Origin of the sequence: Paenibacillus glycanilyticus (assembly GCF_051200795.1) — a bacterium.
Classification (GTDB): domain Bacteria; phylum Bacillota; class Bacilli; order Paenibacillales; family Paenibacillaceae; genus Pristimantibacillus; species Pristimantibacillus glycanilyticus.
In genome coordinates this window covers 5,468,197-5,484,615 of record NZ_CP195155.1, presented here as the reverse complement: position 1 = coordinate 5,484,615, position 16,419 = coordinate 5,468,197, and the positions used below count along the sequence as shown (strand labels likewise).

Sequence of the window (16,419 nt, the reverse complement as noted above, 5' to 3'; positions counted from 1 at the left end):
TATTACAGGAAGGTTACAAGTAAGGTAGTTCCCCTTCACAGGTACAATGAGCTGGTGTGGGAAAATAAAGTTCTTTAATTGTAAATAAAGTTGTTTAATGAGAAATAAAGTTCTTTAACTGATAAGGAATAACTAACATTCTGTGAAAATAAAGTTCTTTAATACTTCTTGTAAGTGGGAATTTCCCACGCTCACGGAAACAGAGTAAGCTGTCCGTCGAGAACCAGAACATCTACATACCGCCGGGAGTCGCATAAACTGCGACTTTTTATTTTTATAATATGTTTGTTTATCATTTCGTTGCTAAACAATCCCTGTCGATGCGTAACCCCTAGACTGGCGGCGGGCGTTAAGCTAACGGAGCAGATTTGCTCAACTGAGAGGGGAGGAAAAGAAATGATTTTAACAGGCGATTTAATTGAAGCTTATCAAAGGAACTATTTGAATGTATCGGATTTAAACATATGGGCTTAAGGTTACGTATAGGCAGCCCTCTAATGTAGTTCTTTTGGGCCTTAAGAATGGTATAATAGACACATGTAAACATTGAGAGAGGAGTTATTTATTGGACTAAGGAGGGTGACAACATGACAACTAACATTAATTTCTCTTATAAACACCTTCTTCAAGTAAGTTACATTTTGTCCGGAGTGTTGCGCAGGTAAATGTTACCGGCAATACTCCCGACGGTAACATTGGATATATTCGTCTATTGGCGTTTATATATAAAATCATCTGGGGGTTTAGGCATGTTGTCAAGGAACACAGCTAAGAAATACTTAGCAAGCATTATGGTTTTTGCACTTATTTTTACCATGCTTAGCAGCATCGCGTATGCTAACGCCGTATTGGTGTCGGTCTATACGAACAAGGAAACGTCAACCATTGATGTTGGTACTTCCGAAATGTTCACTTTGACCGCGTACTACGGAGGCTCTGTTACGGATGACGTAACGCAATTGGCAGACTGGTCATCGGATGATACTAGTGTTGCAACTGTCGACGTGAACGGTCAAGTCACCGCTGTTAGTGGCGGTACGGCTACGATTACAGGGGCATACGGAGGTTATTCTGCGACGATTGAGATCACAGTTCCGGGAGCTCTTCCAATTATCACAAGTCTTACCGCAACTCCAAGCTCTTTAGCATTGCATATGGATGATACGGCTCAACCTATCACCATTACTGCAAATTGGAGTAACAACACTACAACCAATGTGACGGGTTTGGTTGATTGGACAATATCTAATTCTGATGTAGTTGATTTTGATAGCGCAAGCACTTTCTTGCCTATTAGTGTTGGAACAGCTACGATCAATGCTGTCTACAATAATGTATCGGTAGACATTCCTGTAACCGTTAATCCAGTTCAGGCTCCTACGTTGAATTACATAACGTTGAACACCGATAACACGACAACTATGGCTGTTGGAGATTCGATAACTCTTGTTGTTACAGGTCACTATTCAGATAATTCTACTGCTGATTTGACTTCCCAAGCGACTTTCGTCAGCAACTTCCCGAATTCTCTTTCGGTAGGTCCTGCGGGTGTAATGACAGCTCTGTCTACAAATTTCTTACCACCGGTCGTTACAGTAAGTGTTGGTGATGTGCAAGCATCGGTAATGGTAACAATTAATTCCGGTTCACCAGTTCTTCAAGGGATTACTGCGGGTCCTTCCGCTCCTTCTTTGATCGTTGGACAAACACAACAATTAACTGTTACTGGGAATTACTTGACTGGAGGTCTTCCTAGCTTTGTAGATGTTACAAATTCGTCTGCATATGTTTCTTCTGACGAAGATGTTGCTACAGTTTCTAGCGCAGGACTTATCACTGCAGTGGGCATAGGCTCGGCTACTGTTACAGTGACAAACGGTGCTTTCACTAGTACGGTTGATGTTACAGTAACCGCGGCTCCACCTACTTTCACAGGTTTGTGGATTGATTCTACTAACGTAACAATTACTCAAGCAGTGACTCATCAGATTGTTTTGAAGGCAAATTACAGCGATGATTCTCAAATTGACATTGCCCCAACACAAGCTACTTATAGTTCGAACAATCCGTTCATTCAGGTAAGTGCGAGTGGTGTGATTTCGTCGATAGCCATGATGCCTGGAATAACAGGTGTTGTTACGGTGATATATAACAATCTTCCACCTATTACTATCAACGTAACTGTTGCCGCAATTATGCCACAACCAACTCTGTTGGCTATGACTGCAACTCCGGGATATCATACTCTCGTTGTTGGACAAACAGCTCAATCGACAGTATCTGGTTTGTTCTCGGATGCTTCGACAGCTGATGTAACTAGCCAAGTTGTTTGGACTACTTCGGATGCAACTAGAGCAACTGTAAGCTCCACAGGTTTGATTACCGCAATCGCACCTAACCTTGGTCCAGTTACGATTACTGGTACTATCGGTTCGGTGGTAGTAAATATTCCGATTGCTATTACTGCGGTTCCTGTTACAACTACAAGTGTAACTATCCAAGGTAACTACCAGAACAATTCGGTTCCGGTTGGAACTAGTGGTCCGGTAATTGCATCTGCACTTATGTCTGATATGACTTCTATTTCGAACCTTGGTTCCTTGGCTACTTGGACTTCTTCGGATGCGAGCGTAGCTACAATCGATAACACTGGATTCGTTAATACTCTGAGCGTAGGTACAACTACAATTACTGTAACATACGGTGGGCAAACTGATTCTGTAGTTCTTACTGTAGTTCCGGTTGCTCCGACTGTAACAGGCATTACGGTTTCCCCTGCTACTACAACAGCAACCGTTGGAGGTACTCGTTCTTTGGCAGTAACAGCAGCTTATAGTGACACAACTACAGCTACTGTAACTTCGCAAGCCACGTATTCGTCCAGCAATACATCGGTTGCTACGGTATCTACTGCAGGTGTGATTACTGCGATTCATTATGGAACAGCTACCATTACTGTTTCATTCAGTGGACATACGGCAACTTCTGTGGTCACTGTGAACTCGGCAGTAGTAACAACACCACCTCCGGTTGTGGCACCACCTACGGCGACTATACCTACAGTTCCGACTCTTGTGCATCCTGTTGCAAATCAAGATATTGTCAGCAATACTCTGATTATGAACATTCTTACTAAGGCTGCGACAGGTACTGCTCCTAATTTCGTAGACGTACCTGCTACTTCTTGGAGTTCGAGTGTAGTTGATAAGGCTGCTAAAATGGGTATTGTTGATGGTAAGGACGCGGAGCACTTTGACCCTAATGGCAAAGTTACTCGGGCAGAATTCTCAACAATGATCATGCGTGCTTTTGGAATCACACCTACTCAAGGTCAAAGTTTCGACGACATTCAAGGTCATTGGGCAGCTGAATCTATTCAAACGTTGGTTAATAAAGGAATTCTGAAAGGTTACACTGACGGAACTTTCCAACCGGAGAAAGAGATAACTCGCGAAGAGATGGCGGCAGTTCTTGCTCGTATGATTAACTTTGTTAAACCAGAAACTAACCAGTTCGCTGATTCGGCTAACAGCTGGGCAGTAAACGAAATCAATGCCCTTGCTAACGCAGGAGTTGTTGGTGGAGTTGGTAACGGTCAGTTCAATCCTCAAGGTGATGCTACTCGTGCTGAGTCAGTTGCGATGATCGTTCGCTTGATGGAAACTTTGGTTAAACCAGCAGACAAACAAGCTTAATGTTCTTTAGGGCCTCCCTATCTTCTGGTAGGGGTTCCCAATAAGACCATAAAGGCTGCCGAGTGCTGGAGCAGCTGGCTAGAACGATATTTGAATAAACATCATATACCCGAGCATCTATATCCCATAGCTAAATATGGTCAAACCGTTATTTTCGTTAATGGAGATCGTGTAAACGAGGGTAGGGAAGACTATTTATTTGACCGTTCAATTTATGATTCGATTGATAGTGAAGGTGAAGATATTAAACTAAATTTCGAACTGTTCTTTGAGCGCCTAATTGTTTCACAAGGATCTCATTTTTGGTTTTGGAATCAAATTAACTCTACAAACTATTCAAGATAATATGAAAGAGTGGGCAATTCCACTTATCTTTCATGTCTACTGGCTCATAGGAGTTCAGCTCTAACGGGAGTTCAGAACAACCATTCGGCAGCTGATTCAGTGAATCAGCTGCCGTATTTGTTGAAGTAAAGGGCAGAAGAGCGGAATAAATCAATTATGGTGAAATTCGCCCTTTGATCAGTTATTTCTTCCTGTACAATACAGGTAAAAAGAAAAGGAGGATGCTCCTATGTTGTCGGAAGCTCCCAGCATTATTTTAATTACCGGGATAATGGCAAGTGGAAAATCAACAGTGGCGCAGCTACTCTCCGAACGATTTGAGAAATCGGTGCATTTGCGGGGAGATATTTTCCGAAGAATGATTGTGCATAATCGTAAAGAAGTTCGTCCAGACGCGGGAAGTGAAGAAATGGATCAGCTACGCCTACGATATCGGTTGGCTGCACAATCCGCGGAGACGTATCACGAAGCAGGGTTTACGGTTGTCGTTCAAGATGTCGTCATTGGACCTTTGTTGTATGATTTTATTTCTTATATCGAAAGCCGCCCTCTATATGTGGTGGTGCTTTGCCCGCACTCGTCGGTTGTTACGTTAAGGGAATCTATACGTTCAAAGAAAGGTTATGGTGCTTGGACCGTTGAAGGGTTAGATAGTGTACTACGAAATGAAACACCTCGAATTGGACTGTGGTTAGACTCATCTGAATTAACCCCTGAAAAAACCGTTGATGAAATTATCACGAGATTGCAGAATGAAGCGGTAATATTATAAGTGATTGAGCGAGAAACAATAGTTGAAAACAACGTAAAGGCAGCTGGTCAGAGGATCAGCTGCCTTATTTATTGAAGAAGGGAGGCTGCCGTTTTCTTCATTTAGTTCATTACAGTGAATTCCCGGAGTAATTCATTTAACTTGTCGCGCTCTTCGTAGAACGAACCATGGCCGCTGTACATGAACGGCACGAGCCGTGAATGGGGGATTTTTCGATGCATCTCTTCTGCCTGGCTGAATGGAATAACCTTGTCGTGAATGCCATGCACGATCAGTGTCGGCACTTGGATTTTTGGCAGGTCGGCATTCAGATCAAGGTCGCGCAACGTGATAATGATCGCGGCCGTTGACCAGCCGGCAGCTTGCATGCCTATCTGATTGAACCAGTCCGATAATGGCTTGGTGATGTACTGGAAGAAGAAAATGTCAGTTACGCCGCGCAACATATTTGCCCTGTCGTTCAACGTTTGTTTCAGCAGCTGTGCTGCAGTCTCCTTGGTGAAGCCCGTTGGCGCTGCCGCGTCTATTAGCACAAGCTTGGATACGTCTCCGCCATTGTAACGCACCACGTACTTGATAGCTATTGCGCCTCCGGTCGAATGTCCGACGAGCACGAAATCTTTCAACTGTAGCACGTCAACGACTTTGCGGATATCGTCCGCAAGCCGCTCTAAAGTATAACCGCCATAGGGGCGATCTGACTTGCCGAAGCCGCGCCAATCGATACCGATGCAGCGAAACCCCGCGCTCGGCAGTACATCGAACTGATACTCGAATTGGTCATGGCTGAACGGCCAGCCATGAAGAAACACGATCGTCTTGCTTCCTCCCGGGTTGATGTCTTCAACGTAGAGCTTTACTCCGGGTTCTACCGTTACGTAATATCCCACTGTCGTTGCCTCCGCGAATCAAAATCCTTTCTCGATAGAATACGCGACACGCGCCCAAACGTGAACTGTATAAGACCGTAATTCTTAGCTGACGAAGGGCTTCTCCTTTTTAAGGAAGGATATTGACTTCTTCCCACGGACACAAGATGGCGAGGGGTATTAGCAGCGGGAAGTAGACTGTTTAATCAAGCTCCTGACCTGACAATTAAAACATTAATTGAAAACAACAAGCCGGCAGCAGATCAGAGATCCATTGCCGGCTTGTTGTTGAAGTACCTAATACGAATTACGGAGCGCATCACGCGGCTTACTGGAAGGTGTTCTTTAATTCGTTGCGTGTTGCTTGATCAAGGTAACATCCTTACTGTTGGCGTCCTTATCATCGAAAGATGCGCGGAAAGTCGGGAGCAGCTGATCCGCTACCCATGTATGCTTTTCTACTGAACCATTGCCAATAAAGATCTCGATATAGTATGTCTTCTCCGGCAACCGTAGGATCCAGAATTGAGAGTACGTGACGGAGAACGGTTCATTATGGCCGGCCACAAAACCGACGAAACTACCGTCGCTTGTCTTCAATGTCCGCTTCTGAATCGTAAACCAAGACGTATGGATTTGCTTCTTCAGTTGCTCCAACGACTCGTCCTCCGTCAATGGCTTCCCGCCGTCATCCGTCCATATCGTAACAGTGAAACTAGCGTTCGGATTTGCATTTAGCGATCCGCTCCAGTTCCAGGCTCCCGGATGGGTCTCGAATCCATACCAGCTTATGGCGGTCGGTTCGCTCGGGTTATAAAGAGGTGCCGCGATCGACCAGCTATCCTTACTGCTGCCTATACGATGCTTGCCGTCGACCAGAATATCAGCCGCTCTCGTAATACGAATCGTCTTATTCTTCCTGTCAAGCTTGACTACGGCTTCAAGGGACTCGGCAAAAACCCGCAACGGAACCATAAGTGAGCCTTGCTTCTCTACCGCCGGCTGAGGAAGTTTTACAACTTTGCCGCCCACTTGAGCTTCCAGCGCGCCAAGTTTTACATAAGCACTGTAATCCCGATACGATTTGCTATTCAATGTGAAAGACTTTTCATGGGCACTATTAAAAAATTGGATGTTTAGCTCGAACGCTTTCATTAACACTCTAACGGGTATCATTGTGACGCCTTTTGTTTCATACATACCTTGAACTTTTATTTCTTTGCCATTTACTAAAGCCGTATCGCTGCCCAGCTTCAGCTCAATCTCTATTCCCGCAGGTTGAGCATCGGCAGCACTTGTTACCAACGGAGAAGCAGACAGCCCTCCTATTAACAGAGAAACAATTAATATAACCGCCACCAAATAAGCGATTCCGTTTTTCCTCCATTGCTGCGGCATAATTTGCAGATTCAACGAAATGCACACCTCCTCTTTTTTACTCTCAAAAACCGTAAAGTAGGTAAAATGTTTTCGTTCATTTTACTATGGTTTGGGATTAAATGTATATAAATACTTTTTATGCATACGCACCAATTGCTAACTGCGTTTGATTAGTTAAAAAACGCCCTAACCGTAAAGGGTAGTACCACTCTACGACTCAATTGATGAAATAGCAGACTACTATTGGGAACGTATTAATTCTGAGAACAAAATTGCATTACTAGTAAAATTTGTTGATGTGCAAAATCAGGAAATAAACTTAATAATTAGAAATAAGCATTCAACTAATTGGACACTTTAGTTCAATAAATAAAGCTGCAGCAGATCGGAGGATCAACTGCAGCTTTTGTTTTAACGCGACTTTGAAGAACATTATGCGTCAATATTCAAAATGTAGTTATTAAGGGGTGGCCTAATTGAATACCAAGCTGACAATCGGAGTTTTAATTGGGATTATTGCGGTTTTGGTTATTATTCTAACCTTAACTCTTACGCAAAATAATTCTTCGACAACGAATGACACACAAAACATTATCCTTACCCGATTCGACAAAAAGGATGTTAAGAGACTGAATGAGTTGGTTCAACGACATAATAATGGTGATGGAGACTATCTCATGTTAATCCCACCAGTTATTGATGGGGGATACTGGATATATGATGTGCGTTCAAATGGAAAAGAAATTACTTGGACAATTGATAATACAAGAGATGGTATGAGTGCAGAGAATGACAGAGGGAAAAAGGTGTATCAGTGTAAGAGTATTAGCTTGAATGAAAAATCAGACTCATATGAATATATGCTAGATAAATGCGAAAATCTGGGTGACAAGAGTATTCCAATCTTCAGAATCTCAAAGTAAACTTTGTCGTTAGGAGGAAATTGCATGCAGAAAGATTGCAAGTTAATCTTGGTCGAAGGGTTGTGCGGCACTGGTAAATCAACGTTAGCGGAACGATTGCATCACTATCTTGTACAACAAGGCAAATCGTCTGTTTTTTATGATGAAGGTGCCGAAGGGCATCCAGCAAGCTTAAACTGGCATGCTCTCTTTCGAGAAGAGGAATATAATGAATTTCTGGAACGTTATCCGAACCTAGCTAACGATATCAGTTTACGGGCTATAAAGGATGGTAGCAATTTTTTACTGCCCTATCGTGGGGTTAAGGAGTTCAACGGACAAATTGCGCTCAATGCAGAGTTGAAATCCCGTGAGCTATGCTGGGCGGAAATGCCTATAGTTGCGCAGTCAGAGTTTACATATTTAATCCAACGCCATTGGGCTCGTTTCGTCGAGCTTGCCAGCCTTACCGATACCGTTTATGTACTTGAAGCGGTGTTTTTTCAGCATCAAATTCATGATTTGCTAAAACATTATCAAGCCTCTGATAGCCAGATTGAGCAGCATATTCAAGGAATCGCCCATGAAATTGCTGCTATGAATCCAATCTTAATTTATTTAACCCAACCTAGTGTGCGCGACCAGCAAGTATGGATTTCATCCATCCGTTCAAAACCCCGTTTCGCATCAGAACAAAATATTAAGTTTATGGAGAACCGCAAGCGAATCGAATTATGGTTGCTTGATACGCTACATTTTGCAACCCATACGATAGAAAATGTACATTTAGACTGGGAAGATGTTTTCTTTAAAATGGTATGCGCAATGAAAGACCAAACTGAGGATGCATTGTGCTCTAACGGGTAATGATAGTTCAAATCAAACTGATCGCAGCCTACAGGAAGCTTTCCTTGTTGGAGATGAGGTCCGCTATCACTACTATTATGACCGTCCAGAAGACGATGATCTTTATGAATTGCCTTATGAGAAGTTGCCACGCAACGAGCGTGGCTTGTATCCTCGTTCATTGGAAGTATGGTATCCGAGTGAAGGTATTAATGAAGCAGTCATAGAAGCATGTATAAGAGAAGTTAGCCGGGATTATCTTGAGTTAGAGACTGGATATATTTCATTTATTCACCCGATTGTCAGGGAGGAGGCGCTGCAAGCCTATTCTGAGCATATAGCTCGTTTCGGGGGGGATGTAAAGATGGTTTTTACGGAAGAACTGATTGAGTTAATGATGAAACAAATGTCACTCACGCGAGAGGAAGTAGTGAATCTGCTTGACCGCAGCGTATAACAGTACCAATAACGAGAGTTAATGGGTACACTAACGGGGGAACTATAGTTGAGAACAACCAACCGGCAGCAGATCAGAGATCTGCTGCCGGTTGGTTGTTGAAGTAAAAGCAGTTTAATATCATCTGCAAATCAATTAGGAGCAACTAATCCGGTGATTCGTGAGTCATATAAGAAGGAGGTGCTTTTGGTGAAAAAATTATCCATTGCGCTGATTGTTTTCTTTATTTTGTTATCTGGTTGTACGAGTGAAGAAAAAGGTGAATCTTCAAATCCATCCTTGACCCTATCTCAACCGACCTTTACTCAATCAACAGTTATGTCTACCCAACCAACTACAGCTAGCGAACACAAAGAGGATGGATTACTGGCTTCCTTCTCATCAAATTCGCAAGATAAGCAACTGGTGCTTTATAGGAACAGTGTTTCTTCCCTTACTGTAAAAACAAACGGTGGTACATCAAACGTGCCGATTAGTAAGGACTGGGAAAAATACGTCGTAAAAGAAAGTATCTTTGCCTCAATTGTTTCTAATTCAAATGTTAGCTGGCTTCTGCTCGCTTCGGAACCGTCAGCTGGGCAAATGGGGAAGACCCTCTATAAATCTAAAGACAACGGAAAGTCTTGGGCCTTCGTTAATGACATTTCTCAAGTTATAGATGGTTACGTAACAGGCGTAACTTTTAGTGATGACAAGAATGGCTGGGTTGCAGCAACCCAGCATGGAACGGAATTGGTGCCACTTTATTACACAAAAGATGGAGGGAAAAGCTGGAGTGTTCAGAATATTGATATCCCTAAGGGATATCAATACGGTAATGCGTACCCTCCCATTTTCAATGAAAAAGATACAAAGCAAGGAACATTAAAGATTGAATTTGTGGGCATCTCGAATACAGAGTCAGTTGAATTTAAAACAACAGATGGTGGAGAGACTTGGAAATCCTAGTGAAGACAACTTGCAGATTTTTTTATATTGATACCGATAAAGCTACTGAGCATATATAATCATTGTGGCATTAAGTTATCTGGAGACTTTAGCTCAATTAATAAACTAAATGAAGCTGCCGTTGCGAACCGGCAGCTTCATTGCGTAGAAATATAACCATATAATTAATGCAACTCTTTAAACACAACAGCGTCAATGAGCTAGGTATTTCGGGAGGAGAAATGATTAGATGTATTTTAAAATCATATCTGTAATTCTAGTTTCGTTAATTGTACTATCAGCCTGTTCGGCTGGTGGTCATGATAATAAATCGTTGGATGACGTAATTCAATCTATGGATAACGAAGGTTTAAAACTACTTCAAATCGAGCCAGAAAGTAGAATGTCAACATATAATAAGCTCAATGATATAGAGGCTGAGACTTATGCTTTAGATTCCTATGATATGGGGGATGTCACAGATGAAGTTCATAATAAAGTAAATGTCGATATTGCGCTTCTTGCGAATGTGTACATTTACGTTTTTAATAACGAGAAAGAACGAGTTGACGGGCTTAAAGATTTTCGTAGGATTTCGAACCCAACTGACTTTGTTTATCAACCTATTGTGTACGAGTCTAACAATATACTGGTCATCCATTTTCAATATCCTGAAGAAAATTCTGAGTATGACAATATGATTAAGCAAGCTATAGAAAAACTCTAATTAAAGTTGACGATAGCTCCATAAAGACAAGTGCAACAGCCAAAAATTATATAAATGAGATGGTGAGTTTTTTGATTAATTCCGCAGAAGAGTTTTATCAATTAAGAACAAGTGAAAATCCTGAAGAGTACCTAAAGGCAGCATGGGATGAGGCTAAAACAGAAACATGGCTGGAGATTATAAAAAATTACCCCGACATGGCTTTCTGGGTAGCACAAAATAAAACAGTGTCAAATGAAATTCTTGGGATACTAACTGATCATGAAGAATGGCGAGTTCGAAGCATGATTGCTTCAAAAAACAAGATTACAGAAGAAATTCAAATGAAATTAGCATTGGATCATGAAGCACTAGTAAGAAGTTCTATTGCAAGAAATAAAAAAGTAACACTAAAAATTCTTCAAATGCTGAGAGACGATGAAGATGTAGAGATTAGAGAAATCGTAAAACAAAGAATATCTGAACGTAAATATAAATGAATTGTGATTAGTTCGTATGGACATGGCATAAAACCATATTTACGTAGCGGCTCATTCGGATATTAGCTAACGGGGAACGATAGTCTAGGACAGCACACGGCAGCTAATCACATGATGAGCTGTCGTTTTCTCAACTAACGGGCAGGATAGCGTAGAAAATCAAAGGAGCCTCCACTCAAGTTGGGGGCTCCTTTGATTATTCAGAATTCTCCTGATTAGCTTTTGTCACGTAGAATCACATTAGAAACAAAACGAACATAGATAAGTTCTCCAGCAAGCTCAACAATGGTTTGCGTCACAATAATTGCAACTACTAGTGTGCTCCAATTTTCAGGTAAAGCTAGAGCAAGGGGAAGAACCACAAGGGATTACGTGTTCCCGAACAACAGCTCTACCAGAGCTAACGTCTAGTCTAAACCATTTAAAAGGGGACTGCCGATTATTTAGTTAGGCCCCTTTTGCAAATCCTTAAAACGTCCAACTAGTACCATCTTTGAATTTCACTTCATTTAAAATTAAACGCCCCACACTATCCGTCGTTGGCTGAAGTATCCACGACTCAGTAATGATTTCGCCGGGTTTCCAGTTAATATTTACCGAATCGGCGCCTACACGAGCACGATTACCGTATTTATCGTAGCAATAGAACTCAAAATCATAGTAGGTAATTACTTTAGCTGATTTGTTTTTAAGCGTCCAAACGAAATGAGGAATATTATCACTATTCCAACGGAGGACTACATCTACAATTTCAATTGGAGACGCTTTAATTCGCCCTTCATGTATAGTTGTAAAGGTCTTATTAAGGAAATTGTCCGAATGATAAAAGGTATTAATCTTCTCAAGATTCTTATTATCCAGACGGTTCTGACTCTCATCCACATAATAAGAAAAGACACTTCCCATGTAAAAATAATTTTTATCGTTAGCATACCTGGACTTTACTATCTCATTGCTACTATATTTTTTCGTGCTACCAGCATTCAATCCCTTGATGGTCATATTAGCCGTTACAATATCGTCATTATAAACGTTATAGTAAAATTCCGTGAATCCTACTTCAGTATAGTCGGTATCCGTTACATTTTTAACATAATTAGCGGATACCACAATAGCAGGATCGATATCAAACATGGTTTCCTTTTTCGTATTACTAATAGAAATACTATCCTTCGTTACCTTAAGTTGAGCCCCAAGAACATCAGAGATAAACTTCACTGGTATCATGGTTGTCCCGTTAACGGTCTGAACAGGCTCTTCTAAATAGACAACAATGCCATTAACTGTCGTGATATTACTTCCCATTTTAAGCCAAATAACTTTACCTGATTTGCTTGCTTTTACCGTTCCCGCCTTTGTATCTGCTTCAATGGACATTCCCACACTCTTTAATACAGGAATAGCTGGTACCATATTGGTTCCATTCTTTACAACAGGCGGTTGAGATAGTGAAAGCGCCTTTCCATCCAGCAGTACTTTTAAACTACTTTGTCCAGATGCCAGACCGGGAGTCGGGAAAACGAGGACAAATACGAGCATTATGATTATCCATTTATTCTTCATAGTTTTTAAATATTCCTTTCAATTCTGATTTTACTAAGTAAGATACTCCCCCCCTGAGACAGCGAGGTATTTCTTTGGGTTTATTAAATGTTATTAAAGCACAACACTAGTACTTCAAGTTATTGCTTCCCCCTTACTAAAGTCTAATTACCTTTAAGATAATCTTACCATAAACTGGATCTAAACTCTCTAGTACAGCTCGGTAATTTGGTATGAAACATGGTTAAGTAATAAGAATTATCTTGAGGTTTATTCTTAAGCTAACGGGTAACGATAGTTCAACAAACGACGAAGATGAAGCAGCCGGTTTCGAACGGCTGCTTCATTACATTAATGGGGATTTGTTGCAACCAAAACCTGTAGTTTAAAGTATGTATGGTAGGACTACAATAATCGGATCAAAGTGGAGCCGGAGAGGTATGAACAAAATGATAAATACAATTATAAATCAGTGTGAAAAGCTTACTGAAAAAGAAATGAAAATGGTAAGCGATGCATTATCAAAGGTATTCAAAAGAAGGATCCAAAGCTTAATTCCAGAACTGCAAACATTCACCAAGGATGAACTAGTTGTTACCAGTAATGTAATAAGTGGACTGATTCTTACTAAGGAGAATGTACCAGACATTAGAGAAGTTTACGAACAATCAAAAAGCACTCCCAATAAAATTACCTTTGGTCGGATGACAAAGAATTAAACTAACTGGGAACGTTAGTTCAATCAACACAGCGGCAGCAGATCATTGGATCATCTGCCGCTTTTATTTGAATAAAAAGGCAACCTTTAATCGTTTTTAACGTACCGTATTATGGAAGTTGCTATTACTACCTATCTCCTTTAAATCAGGTTATTCAAAAAAAAATTTAAGTAATATCACATAAATTGTTATCGAATTCGTTAATGATTGAGGGAGAACGATATGGTGATATTTGGTGTTATCTTGATCTTGTTGATAATGTTATTACATTATAAGTTTTTTTATGGGTCTAAACCTATCCAGATGAATTGTTACATTTTAAGTAAAGAGGAAGAGAAAGTTCAAGGAGTTAATTATTCATATATGTCTCGAAGAGTATATGCAGTAAATGAGAATAACGAGACAATCGAATTAAATGTTACAAATCCGAAAGTATACGCTAATATAAATGTCCGTACATATGGTACAGCAACTTACAAAGGTAGGGTTTTAAAAGAATTTAAAGCAAGGGATATATAATCTCCTTTCAAAGTTGTGTGGCTCTCCAACGATATATAAATTGAAACATTCATTGAACTAACTGGGAACATTAGTTTAAAACAAAGACTGGCAGCAGATCAGAGATCCGCTACCGGTCTTTGTTGAAGTAAAGGGCAGTTTAACGTAATTGAAGGTATTGGGAATAAAGGTGAAATAAGGGGGGGTATCGAATGATATGAACTAACCAAATTGAATGAAGGTGCTACTAATGAATCCTCTAATTGAAGAATCAGTAATAAAACTCGCAGAGAGATTTCAGTTGCCAGAGCGTATTGTGAACATTGAGGATTTACCTTGGGTCCCGTTCACTGAGAATCACTCTTGCTACTTCAAACCATTACGTTTTGATCTAAATACCGGAACATGGATTTACTTATTTAAAATTAAGTGTAATCAGGTTTTGGGAAGACATAGACACACTGGTGGATCGGTAATTGGCTATAATATTCAGGGGAAGTGGAGATATGAAGGGCGAGAATGGGTTGCTGGACCTGGAACCTTTATCTTTGAGCCGCCTGGTGACATTCATACCCTTGTAACAGAAAACGAAGAAGTAGTAACTCTGTTTATATTAGGAGGAGCTCTTCAGTACTTTGATGAGAATGATCAAATTGTTGGTCAAGACGATATTTATACCATTCTTAATAAGTATAGAGCTTATTGCGAATTGCAGGGGATTGAAGCCAGAGAAGACTTGATTTATTAAGGACCTGCAGATAATCCGTTCAACTATCGGGGAACGTTAGTTCAAATTCAGGAGCAGTTTGCTAAACGCAGCAACTGCTCCTTTTTATTGAACCATAGGGCAGTTATCTTTATTGAATATGGTATAATTTTCAAAACGCATGTGTGGGAGAGTGGGGAAATGAATCTTGGAACCGATTTTTTGAAATTAGGTACAGATGAACTAAAGGATCTCTATCATGAGTTACAGGGAAAATACAACGAGTACAAGAATCAGAATCTGAAATTGGATATGTCCAGAGGGAAGCCTTGTCCTGAACAGCTTGAGCTTTCCATGGAAATGCTTGATATATTGAAATCTGACGATCAAATAAAAGCTAGGGATGGTATAGACTGCCGCAATTATGGGGGAGTTGATGGAATAGACGAAGCGAAGGAATTATTCTCTCAAATGCTTGGGGTGAGTACCAAAGAAATCATTATCGGTGGGAATTCCAGCCTGAATATGATGTACGATGCTCTCTCCAGAGCGATGCTATTCGGAGTCAGCGAAGGCGAAATGCCATGGGGGAAACTCCCGAAAGTTAAATTTCTTTGCCCGAGTCCCGGTTACGACAGGCATTTCGCAATCTGCGAACTCTTAAATATTGAGATGATAACCATAGACATGAATCAAGATGGCCCGGATATGGATACCATTGAAAGGCTTGTAAGTGACGACGATTCCATAAAAGGTATTTGGTGTGTTCCCAAGTATAGTAATCCTGATGGAATCACTTACTCCGATAAGATAGTTGATAGGCTCGCCTGCATGAAGACAAAGGCAAGGGATTTTCGCATATTTTGGGATGATGCATATACAGTTCACCATTTAACCGATAAGCCCGATCAGTTGAAAAATATCCTCGCTGCTTGCAAAACTGCAGGATATCCGAACCGCGTTTATATGTTTAGCTCTACTTCCAAAATTACGTTTCCTGGTTCAGGCGTTGCGATGATAGCATCCAGCGAAGAAAATGTGAATTTTATAAAGAAACAGCTTGGAATTCAAACCATTGGTCCGGATAAGATAAACCAACTTCGGCACGTTCGTTTCCTGCGAAGTCTGGATTATTTGAATGTTCATATGAAGAAGCAGGCTGCTATTATTAAACCTAAATTTGATTTGGTTTTACATCAGCTTGAGGTGGATTTAGGCGGGAAAAATATTGCCGAATGGAATAAGCCCAATGGCGGCTATTTCATTAGTCTTAACACGTTGGACGGTTGTGCAAAAGAAGTTGTAAATATGGCAGCCCAAATCGGGGTCACATTAACGAACGCAGGTGCTACATATCCTTATGGAAAAGATCCGAGAGATCGGAATATTCGAATAGCGCCAACTTTCCCTTCAATTAAGGAACTCGAGTTAGCGATTAAAGTGTTATGCGTATGCGTTCAATTAATAAGCATAAAAAAGATTTTGGCTGGCGGTATTTGATGACCTTCTATTGCTTGATAGGTTGATATCCATGCGTGTGCAATGCTGATTTCGA

The 16,419-nt window shown here is 40.9% G+C and carries 14 protein-coding genes and 1 pseudogene; 11 read left to right on the top strand and 4 right to left on the bottom strand.

Features of this window, described 5'->3' with window-relative positions:
* Positions 1-749 precede the first annotated feature (749 nt).
* Both ACR9FF_RS24705 and ACR9FF_RS24700 read left to right on the top strand, forming a co-directional pair.
* Entirely contained in the window at positions 750-3,695 is a 2,946-nt protein-coding gene (locus ACR9FF_RS24705; protein WP_435165828.1) for an S-layer homology domain-containing protein, read from the top strand.
* Positions 3,696-4,269: 574 nt separating this feature from the next.
* Positions 4,270-4,812: an AAA family ATPase gene (locus tag ACR9FF_RS24700; RefSeq protein ID WP_435165825.1), complete on the top strand. Its 543-nt coding sequence runs from the start codon at positions 4,270-4,272 to the stop codon at positions 4,810-4,812.
* A 101-nt stretch (positions 4,813-4,913) separates the two neighbouring features.
* Here the strand turns inward: ACR9FF_RS24700 and ACR9FF_RS24695 are convergent, their stop codons facing one another.
* Positions 4,914-5,702: an alpha/beta fold hydrolase gene (locus tag ACR9FF_RS24695; protein ID WP_127491711.1), complete on the bottom strand. Its 789-nt coding sequence runs from the start codon at positions 5,700-5,702 to the stop codon at positions 4,914-4,916.
* A 324-nt stretch (positions 5,703-6,026) separates the two neighbouring features.
* On the bottom strand, positions 6,027-7,094 hold the full coding sequence (locus ACR9FF_RS24690; RefSeq protein WP_435165822.1) for a stalk domain-containing protein: 1,068 nt from the start codon (positions 7,092-7,094) through the stop codon (positions 6,027-6,029).
* A gap of 443 nt (positions 7,095-7,537) precedes the next feature.
* On the opposite strand from ACR9FF_RS24690, the gene ACR9FF_RS24685 reads away from it, so the two are divergent.
* From ACR9FF_RS24685 to ACR9FF_RS24660, 6 genes are all read left to right on the top strand, one after another.
* Positions 7,538-7,984: a hypothetical protein gene (locus ACR9FF_RS24685; protein ID WP_435165819.1), complete on the top strand. Its 447-nt coding sequence runs from the start codon at positions 7,538-7,540 to the stop codon at positions 7,982-7,984.
* Positions 7,985-8,008: 24 nt separating this feature from the next.
* Entirely contained in the window at positions 8,009-8,830 is an 822-nt protein-coding gene (locus ACR9FF_RS24680) for a hypothetical protein (RefSeq protein ID WP_435165816.1), read from the top strand.
* A complete protein-coding gene (locus ACR9FF_RS24675; protein ID WP_435165813.1) occupies positions 8,808-9,266 on the top strand; it encodes a hypothetical protein in 459 nt (152 codons plus the stop codon). The genes ACR9FF_RS24680 and ACR9FF_RS24675 overlap by 23 nt, the downstream gene beginning before the upstream one ends.
* Before the next feature lie 189 nt (positions 9,267-9,455).
* Positions 9,456-10,214 (top strand): WD40/YVTN/BNR-like repeat-containing protein, encoded by a 759-nt coding sequence (locus tag ACR9FF_RS24670; RefSeq protein WP_435165810.1) that lies wholly within the window; start codon positions 9,456-9,458, stop codon positions 10,212-10,214.
* Positions 10,215-10,443: 229 nt separating this feature from the next.
* On the top strand, positions 10,444-10,920 hold the full coding sequence (locus ACR9FF_RS24665) for a hypothetical protein (RefSeq protein ID WP_435165807.1): 477 nt from the start codon (positions 10,444-10,446) through the stop codon (positions 10,918-10,920).
* Between the two features lie 71 nt (positions 10,921-10,991).
* Positions 10,992-11,399, top strand: coding sequence for a hypothetical protein (locus tag ACR9FF_RS24660; protein ID WP_435165804.1), 408 nt, complete (start codon positions 10,992-10,994; stop codon positions 11,397-11,399).
* Between the two features lie 215 nt (positions 11,400-11,614).
* On the opposite strand, the pseudogene ACR9FF_RS24655 reads toward ACR9FF_RS24660, so the two are convergent.
* Both ACR9FF_RS24655 and ACR9FF_RS24650 read right to left on the bottom strand, forming a co-directional pair.
* Positions 11,615-11,767 (bottom strand): annotated as a pseudogene (locus tag ACR9FF_RS24655) (arsenic resistance protein); the annotation flags it as partial.
* Positions 11,768-11,867: 100 nt separating this feature from the next.
* Positions 11,868-12,962, bottom strand: coding sequence for a stalk domain-containing protein (locus ACR9FF_RS24650; protein WP_435165801.1), 1,095 nt, complete (start codon positions 12,960-12,962; stop codon positions 11,868-11,870).
* 419 nt (positions 12,963-13,381) lie between these two features.
* On the opposite strand from ACR9FF_RS24650, the gene ACR9FF_RS24645 reads away from it, so the two are divergent.
* The 3 genes from ACR9FF_RS24645 (at position 13,382) to ACR9FF_RS24635 (ending at position 16,364) form a co-directional block, all read left to right on the top strand.
* A complete protein-coding gene (locus tag ACR9FF_RS24645) occupies positions 13,382-13,660 on the top strand; it encodes a hypothetical protein (RefSeq protein WP_435165798.1) in 279 nt (92 codons plus the stop codon).
* A gap of 748 nt (positions 13,661-14,408) precedes the next feature.
* Positions 14,409-14,906 carry a 2,4'-dihydroxyacetophenone dioxygenase family protein gene (locus ACR9FF_RS24640; RefSeq protein WP_435165795.1) on the top strand — a complete coding sequence of 166 codons (498 nt, stop codon included), beginning with the start codon at positions 14,409-14,411 and terminating at the stop codon, positions 14,904-14,906.
* Positions 14,907-15,065: 159 nt separating this feature from the next.
* On the top strand, positions 15,066-16,364 hold the full coding sequence (locus ACR9FF_RS24635; RefSeq protein ID WP_435165792.1) for an aminotransferase class I/II-fold pyridoxal phosphate-dependent enzyme: 1,299 nt from the start codon (positions 15,066-15,068) through the stop codon (positions 16,362-16,364).
* Positions 16,365-16,419 lie beyond the last annotated feature (55 nt).